Here is a 6,819-nt window from a genome sequence, read left to right on the forward strand (position 1 = left end):
CCGAATGAAAGCCTGTCCTCAGCATAGTACTGGGAAGGAGGGAGTGACCATCTCATTAAATAAAGCACGCTAAGCCGGTGGCAGCGGTCGCAATGGCCTAAACTTCCCCGCACCGACCTTGGCGCTGCTGCGCCATAGGTAATCGCCGGTCAGGTTGATGTGCTCCCACCCCAGCGGCGACAGATATTGCAACAATGTGTCGTCCAGCGCCGTGCCGTTGCCACGCAAAGCACTGGTGGCACGCTCCAGATATACCGTGTTCCACAACACGATGGCCGCCGTCACCAGATTGAGGCCGCTGGCCCGGTAGCGCTGCTGCTCAAAACTGCGGTCGCGGATTTCACCCAATCGGTAGAAGAAGACCGCCCTGGCCAGCGCGTTGCGCGCCTCGCCCTTATTCAGCCCCGCATGGACGCGGCGGCGCAGCTCCACGCTTTGCAGCCAATCCAAAATGAACAGCGTGCGCTCGATGCGCCCCAGCTCGCGCAACGCCACGGCCAAGCCGTTCTGGCGCGGGTAGCTGCCGAGTTTGCGCAGCATCAGCGAAGCCGTTACCGTGCCTTGCTTGATGGAGGTGGCCAGCCGCAGAATTTCATCCCAATGGGCGCGTATTTGCTTGATGTTCAGCCTGTCGCTGCTAATCATCGGCTTGAGCGCGTCATAGGCGGCATCGCCCTTGGGGATGAATAGCTTGGTTTCGCCCAAGTCACGGATACGCGGCGCGAAGCGAAATCCCAGCAAATGCATCAAGCCAAACACGTGATCGGTGAAGCCTGCCGTGTCGGTGTAGTGTTCCTCGATGCGCAAGTCCGACTCGTGGTACAGCAGGCCATCAAGCACGTAAGTTGAATCACGAATGCCCACGTTGACCACCTTGGCACTGAAGGGCGCGTACTGGTCGGAGATATGGGTGTAGAAAGTCCGTCCTGGACTGCTTCCATACTTCGGGTTGATATGACCAGTGCTTTCTGCTTTGCTGCCGGTTCTGAAGTTCTGGCCGTCCGACGATGACGTGGTGCCGTCACCCCAGTTGCCGGCGAAGGGTTGCCGAAACTGCGCATTCACCAGCTCGGCCAGCGCCGTCGAATAGGTTTCATCGCGGATGTGCCAGGCTTGCAGCCAAGACAGCTTGGCGTAGGTGGTGCCAGGGCAGGACTCGGCCATTTTGGTCAGACCCAGGTTGATCGCGTCGGCCAGGATCGTCGTCAACAGCAAGGTTTTGTCCTTGGCCGTGTCGCTGGTCTTCAGGTGTGTGAAGTGGCGGGTGAAGCCCGTCCATTCATCGACCTCCATCAGCAACTCGGTGATTTTGAGGTGCGGCAGCAGCATAGCTGTCTGGTCGATCATGGCTTGCGCGGCGTCTGGTACTGCCGCGTCCAGCGGCGTGATCTTCAGGCCTGACGCGGTGGTGATGATGGCATCCGGTAAGTCGTTGGCCGCAGCCATGCGGTTGACTGTGGCGAGTTGCGCCTCCAACAATTCCAACCGGTCATGCAGGTATTGGTCGCAGTCGGTGGCCACTGCCAGCGGCAATTCGCTGGCCAGCTTCAAAGTGGCGAACTTCTCGACCGGCACCAGGTATTCGTCGAAGTCCTTGAACTGGCGAGAACCCTGCACCCAGACATCACCGGAGCGCAGCGCGTTCTTCAGCTCCGACAGGGCGCATAACTCGTAGTAACGCCGGTCGATGCCGTCGTCGGTCAGAACCAGCTTTGCCCAGCGCGGCTTGATGAATGCGGTTGGCGCATCGGCGGGCACCTTGCGCGCGCTGTCGCTGTTCATGCCGCGCAGCATGTCGATGGCATCGAGCACACCCTTGGCGGCGGGCGCAGCCCGCAATTTGAGCACGCCCAGGAACTGCGGCGCGTAGCGGCGTAGCGTGGCATAGCTTTCACCGATGTGGTGCAGGAAATCAAAGTCGGCAGGCCGCGCCAATGTTTGCGCTTCGGTGACGCTGGCGGCGAAGGTGTCCCAGGGCATAACGGCCTCGATGGCGGCGAACGGATCGCTGCCGCTTTGCTTGGCCTCAATCAACGCTTGACCGATGCGCCCATACATCCGCACCTTGTCGTTGATCGCCTTGCCGGAAGCCTGGAACTGCTGCTGATGCTTGTTCTTGGCCGCGTTGAACAGCTTGCCGATGATGCGATCGTGAAGGTCGATGATTTCATCGGTGACGGTGGCCATGCCTTCGATGGCCAGCGCTACCAGCGTGGCATAGCGTCGTTGCACCTCGAACTTTGCCAGATCAGCAGGCGTCATCTGGCCACCTTCACGAGCGATTTTGAGCAGGCGGTTCTGGTGAACCTGCCGCTCGATGCCTGCGGGCAGATCAAGTGCTTGCCAGGATTTCAGGCGCTCAATATGTTCGAGCATGTGGCGAGAGTTCGGTTTGGCAGGCGACTGGCGCAGCCATGCCAGCCACGTCACTTTACTGCCGTCCTTGCGCTTGAGAAGTTCGTCCAGGCGCTGACGGTGGGGTGATAACAAAGAATCGGTCAGCGCCGCGTAAATGCGTCGGTTGGCACGGGTGATGGCCTCGGCGCTTGCGCGCTCGATGGCATTCATGGCGGGCAGGATAATGCTCTGCCGCCGCAGATTCTCGACAAGTGCGCTCGCCAGCACGATGCCTTTGTCGGTCTGCAAGGCCAGCTCGGTCAATGTATGCACGGCTTGCCGATAGTGGCTCATGGTGAAGGGCTTGAACCCAAAAACCGTTTGCAGCTCGACCAAGTGCTCCCGCCGTGTCTGTTCGCGCTGGCCGTACTCGCTCCAACTTTCCACTGGCATCTTGAGTTGCGCGGCCACCATGCGCAACAGGGGCGGAAACGGAGGCTCATCGACGCCCAAAAAGGTGCCAGGGAATCGCAAGTAGCAAAGCTGCACAGCGAAGCCCAATCGATTCGCGGCGCCGCGACGCTGACGGATCACCGACAGGTCGGTTTCGTTGAACGTGTAGTGCCGTATCAGTTCGTCTTTGGCATCTGGCAGTGCCAGCAGGCTTTCGCGCTCGGTGGCGGACAGGATTGAGCGGCGTGGCATGGTCAGTCTTCCCGCAGGTACTGGTACAAGGTTTCGCGGCTGATGCCGAAGTCACGGGCCACCAAGGTTTTTTGGTCGCCTGCCGCAACTCGCCGTTTCAACTCGGCAATTTGTTCGCTGTTCAGCGATTTCTTTCGTCCCCGGTAGGCACCGCGCTGCTTGGCCAGCACGATTCCCTCGCGCTGACGTTCGCGGATCAGGGCGCGCTCGAACTCAGCGAAGGCTCCCATGACCGACAGCATCAGATTGGCCATCGGTGAGTCCTCGCCGGTGAACTTCAGCCCTTCTTTGACGAACTCCATGCGCACGCCCCGTTGTGTCAGCCCTTGGACGATGCGGCGCAGGTCATCAAGGTTGCGTGCCAGCCTGTCCATGCTATGCACCACCACGGTGTCGCCCTCGCGGACGAAGGCCAGCAGCCTTTCCAGCTCGGGACGCTGGGTGTCCTTGCCAGAAGCCTTGTCGGTGAACACCCGCGCCACCTGAACACCCTCCAATTGCCGTTCCGGGTTCTGGTCGAAGCTGCTGACGCGGACATAGCCGATGCGTTGACCTTGCAAGATGCCTCCAAAGGCAAAAGTGTCAGGATGAAATCTATTACCTTTGACGGAATATGTCAATCAATAGGAAATTTAACTCTATTCTGACATCGTTTGTCGTTTTCAGAAGACGGCTGCACTGAACGTCAGAAGCCGACTGCACTATAGCAGCGGAGGGGTTGGATCCATCAGGCAACGACGGGCTGCTGCCGGCCATCAGCGGACGCAGGGAGGACTTTCCGCAACCGGCCGTTCGATGCGGCACCGATGGCCTTCGCGCAGGGGTAGTGAATCCGCCAGGATTGACTTGCGCTGCCCTACCTCTCACTAGTGAGGGGCGGCAGCGCATCAAGCGGTGAGCGCACTCCGGCACCGCCAACTTTCAGCACATGCGTGTAAATCATCGTCGTAGAGACGTCGGAATGGCCGAGCAGATCCTGCACGGTTCGAATGTCGTAACCGCTGCGGAGCAAGGCCGTCGCGAACGAGTGGCGGAGGGTGTGCGGTGTGGCGGGCTTCGTGATGCCTGCTTGTTCTACGGCACGTTTGAAGGCGCGCTGAAAGGTCTGGTCATACATGTGATGGCGACGCACGACACCGCTCCGTGGATCGGTCGAATGCGTGTGCTGCGCAAAAACCCAGAACCACGGCCAGGAATGCCCGGCGCGCGGATACTTCCGCTCAAGGGCGTCGGGAAGCGCAACGCCGCTGCGGCCCTCGGCCTGGTCCTTCAGCCACCATGCCCGTGCACGCGACAGCTGCTCGCGCAGGCTGGGTGCCAAGCTCTCGGGTAACATCAAGGCCCGATCCTTGGAGCCCTTGCCCTCCCGCACGATGATCGTGCCGTGATCGAAATCCAGATCCTTGACCCGCAGTTGCAAACCCTCACTGATCCGCATGCCCGTTCCATACAGAAGCTGGGCGAACAAACGATGCTCGCCTTCCAGAAAACCGAGGATGCGAACCACTTCATCCGGGGTCAGCACCACCGGCAAGCGCCGCGACGGCCGAGGTCTTCCGATCTCCTGAAGCCAGGGCAGATCCGTGCACAGCACCTTGCCGTAGAAGAACAGCAAGGCCGCCAATGCCTGACGATGCGTGGAGACCGAAACCTTGCGCTCGTTCGCCAGCCAGGACAGAAATGCCTCGACTTCGCTGCTGCCCAAGGTTGCCGGGTGACGCACACCGTGGAAACGGATGAAGGCACGAACCCAGTGGACATAAGCCTGTTCGGTTCGTAAACTGTAATGCAAGTAGCGTATGCGCTCACGCAACTGGTCCAGAACCTTGACCGAACGCAGCGGTGGTAACGGCGCAGTGGCGGTTTTCATGGCTTGTTATGACTGTTTTTTTGTACAGTCTATGCCTCGGGCATCCAAGCAGCAAGCGCGTTACGCCGTGGGTCGATGTTTGATGTTATGGAGCAGCAACGATGTTACGCAGCAGGGCAGTCGCCCTAAAACAAAGTTAACTCGAGGGAGAAATCGTGAAGTTATCACTAATGGCTGCCAAGTCGAAGAACGGTATTATCGGTAATGGACCAGATATTCCATGGAGCGCCAAAGGCGAGCAACTTCTATTTAAGGCAATTACATATAATCAATGGCTTTTAGTTGGACGCAAAACTTTTGAGTCAATGGGCGCTCTCCCAAATCGAAAGTATGCAGTTGTAACTCGCTCTAATTTTTCTACGAATGATGAGGGTGTAATGGTTTTCTCCTCAATTCAGGATGCCTTAATAAATTTAGAGGAAATCACGGATCATGTTATCGTTTCTGGTGGTGGTGAAATATACAAAAGCTTGATTTCCAAAGTAGATACTTTGCATATTTCAACAGTCGACATCGAGCGAGATGGAGACATAGTTTTTCCTGAAATCCCAGATACATTCAAGTTGGTATTTGAGCAAGATTTCGAGTCTAACATTAACTATTGTTATCAAATCTGGCAAAAGAGTTAACAAGCGCCTGCAATCTGACCTCCGGTTACTGTCACCTTTTTTTGCGGTGGAGCTGCAAAAAAGGCGCCATTAACCTCCGGCAGTTGAGGCGGGCGTTAGACATCATGAGGGTAGCGGTGACCATCGAAATTTCGAACCAACTATCAGAGGTGCTAAGCGTCATTGAGCGCCATCTGGAATCAACGTTGCTGGCCGTGCATTTGTACGGCTCCGCAGTGGATGGCGGCCTGAAGCCATACAGCGATATTGATTTGTTGGTTACTGTGGCCGTAAAGCTTGATGAAACGACGCGGCGAGCATTGCTCAATGACCTTATGGAGGCTTCGGCTTTCCCTGGCGAGAGCGAGACGCTCCGCGCTATAGAAGTCACCCTTGTCGTGCATGACGACATCATCCCGTGGCGTTATCCGGCTAAGCGCGAGCTGCAATTTGGAGAATGGCAGCGCAATGACATTCTTGCGGGTATCTTCGAGCCAGCCATGATCGACATTGATCTAGCTATCCTGCTTACAAAAGCAAGAGAACATAGCGTTGCCTTGGTAGGTCCGGCAGCGGAGGAATTCTTTGACCCGGTTCCTGAACAGGATCTATTCGAGGCGCTGAGGGAAACCTTGAAGCTATGGAACTCGCAGCCCGACTGGGCCGGCGATGAGCGAAATGTAGTGCTTACGTTGTCCCGCATTTGGTACAGCGCAATAACCGGCAAAATCGCGCCGAAGGATGTCGCTGCCGACTGGGCAATAAAACGCCTACCTGCCCAGTATCAGCCCGTCTTACTTGAAGCTAAGCAAGCTTATCTGGGACAAAAAGAAGATCACTTGGCCTCACGCGCAGATCACTTGGAAGAATTTATTCGCTTTGTGAAAGGCGAGATCATCAAGTCAGTTGGTAAATGATGTCTAACAATTCGTTCAAGCCGACCGCGCTACGCGCGGCGGCTTAACTCCGGCGTTAGATGCACTAAGCACATAATTGCTCACAGCCAAACTATCAGGTCAAGTCTGCTTTTATTATTTTTAAGCGTGCATAATAAGCCCTACACAAATTGGGAGATATATCATGAAAGGCTGGCTTTTTCTTGTTATCGCAATAGTTGGCGAAGTAATCGCAACATCCGCATTAAAATCTAGCGAGGGCTTTACTAAGCTTGCCCCTTCCGCCGTTGTCATAATCGGTTATGGCATCGCATTTTATTTTCTTTCTCTGGTTCTGAAATCCATCCCTGTCGGTGTTGCTTATGCAGTCTGGTCGGGACTCGGCGTCGTCATAATTACAGCC

At 56.5% G+C, this 6,819-nt stretch carries 5 protein-coding genes and 1 pseudogene; 3 read left to right on the plus strand and 3 right to left on the minus strand.

Translation table 11 applies throughout. The features are described 5' to 3' along the window. Positions 1–69 precede the first annotated feature (69 nt). The 3 genes from R7Q11_RS24240 to intI1 form a co-directional block, all read right to left on the minus strand. The gene (locus R7Q11_RS24240; RefSeq protein WP_001138073.1) at positions 70–3,042 is read right to left on the minus strand and encodes a Tn3 family transposase; all 2,973 of its coding nucleotides are present in this window, start codon (positions 3,040–3,042) and stop codon (positions 70–72) included. Positions 3,043–3,044: 2 nt separating this feature from the next. Further along, positions 3,045–3,602 (minus strand): recombinase family protein, encoded by a 558-nt coding sequence (locus R7Q11_RS24245; RefSeq protein ID WP_001162012.1) that lies wholly within the window; start codon positions 3,600–3,602, stop codon positions 3,045–3,047. Between the two features lie 296 nt (positions 3,603–3,898). Then, positions 3,899–4,912 carry a class 1 integron integrase IntI1 gene (gene intI1, locus R7Q11_RS24250; protein ID WP_000845048.1) on the minus strand — a complete coding sequence of 338 codons (1,014 nt, stop codon included), beginning with the start codon at positions 4,910–4,912 and terminating at the stop codon, positions 3,899–3,901. Between the two features lie 155 nt (positions 4,913–5,067). Between intI1 and dfrA16 the strand changes: the two genes are divergently transcribed. The 3 genes and pseudogenes from dfrA16 to R7Q11_RS24265 all read left to right on the plus strand — a co-directional run. Continuing rightward, complete coding sequence (gene dfrA16, locus R7Q11_RS24255) at positions 5,068–5,541, plus strand: trimethoprim-resistant dihydrofolate reductase DfrA16 (protein ID WP_032490158.1); 474 nt, start codon at positions 5,068–5,070, stop codon at positions 5,539–5,541. 104 nt (positions 5,542–5,645) lie between these two features. Next, a pseudogene (locus R7Q11_RS24260) lies at positions 5,646–6,484 on the plus strand (AadA family aminoglycoside 3''-O-nucleotidyltransferase). A gap of 116 nt (positions 6,485–6,600) precedes the next feature. Continuing rightward, the coding region (locus R7Q11_RS24265; protein WP_001981783.1) for a DMT family transporter at positions 6,601–6,819 on the plus strand (219 nt) is incomplete at its 3' end.

The sequence above is a fragment of the Vibrio sp. 970 genome, assembly GCF_033339075.1.